The following is a 1,253-nucleotide window of genomic DNA, read 5'->3' as shown; positions in this document are numbered from 1 at the left end:
ATAAAAAAAGAACATCTTTATTGATGTTCTTTTTTATTTATCATTTACTAAAATTATTCAACGATTTCAGCAACAACTCCTGAACCTACTGTTCTACCACCTTCTCTGATAGCGAATCTTAATCCTTCTTCGATAGCGATTGGTGTGATTAGTTCGATTGTTGTTGTAATGTTATCTCCAGGCATTACCATTTCTGCTCCGCCTTCTAATTCTACTACTCCTGTTACGTCTGTTGTTCTGAAGTAGAATTGTGGTCTGTATCCGTTAAAGAATGGTGTATGTCTACCACCTTCATCTTTTGTTAATACGTATACTTCTGCTTTGAATTTTGTATGTGGGTGAATTGAACCTGGTTTTGCTAATACTTGTCCTCTTTCGATTTCTGTTCTGTCTACACCTCTTAGTAATGCTCCGATGTTATCTCCTGCAACACCTTCGTCAAGTTGTTTTCTGAACATTTCTACACCTGTTACTACTGACTTGTTGATTTCTTTTTTGATACCTACGATTTCAACTTCGTCTCCAACTTTTACGATACCTCTTTCTACTCTACCTGTTGCTACTGTACCTCTACCTGTGATTGAGAATACGTCTTCTACTGGCATTAGGAATGGTTTGTCTGTATCTCTTACTGGTTCTGGAATGTAGTTGTCTACTTCTTCCATTAGTTCTAAGATTTTATCTCCCCATTCGCTTGATGGATCTTCTAATGCTTTTAATGCTGATCCGATTACGATTGGTGTTCCGTCTCCATCGAATTCATATTCGTCTAGAAGTTCTCTTACTTCCATTTCTACTAATTCGATTAATTCTTCATCATCTACCATATCTGCTTTGTTTAAGAATACTACGATGTATGGTACGTTTACTTGTCTTGCAAGTAAGATGTGTTCTCTTGTTTGTGGCATTGGACCATCTGCTGCACTTACTACTAAGATTGCTCCGTCCATTTGTGCTGCTCCTGTGATCATGTTTTTAACGTAGTCAGCATGTCCTGGGCAGTCTACGTGTGCGTAGTGTCTTTTTTCTGTTTCATATTCTACGTGAGCTGTTGAGATTGTGATACCTCTTTCTCTTTCTTCTGGTGCTTTATCGATGTTTTCGAATGCTACTGCATCACCTGTTCCTAATCTTTCATGTAGTACTTTTGTGATTGCTGCTGTTAATGTTGTTTTTCCGTGGTCTACGTGACCGATTGTACCAATATTTACATGTGGTTTAGTTCTTTCGTATTTTTCTCTTGCCATTTTTAT

General features: G+C 37.6%; 1 protein-coding gene. It reads right to left on the bottom strand.

Annotated elements, in window-relative coordinates:
* Positions 1 to 53 precede the first annotated feature (53 nt).
* Complete coding sequence (gene tuf / locus FGQ49_RS10240; RefSeq protein WP_138269765.1) at positions 54 to 1,247, bottom strand: elongation factor Tu; 1,194 nt, start codon at positions 1,245 to 1,247, stop codon at positions 54 to 56.
* Between the last annotated feature and the right edge of the window lie 6 nt (positions 1,248 to 1,253).

Source organism: Anaerofustis stercorihominis, assembly GCF_005844425.1.
Taxonomy (GTDB): domain Bacteria; phylum Bacillota; class Clostridia; order Eubacteriales; family Anaerofustaceae; genus Anaerofustis; species Anaerofustis butyriciformans.
This window is presented reverse-complemented; position numbering and strand designations above follow the sequence as displayed.

Excerpts from the sequence above, each read along its gene's own strand:
- tuf (WP_138269765.1), bottom strand. The coding sequence starts at position 1,247 with ATGGCAAGAGAAAAATACGAAAGAACTAAACCACATGTAAATATTGGT.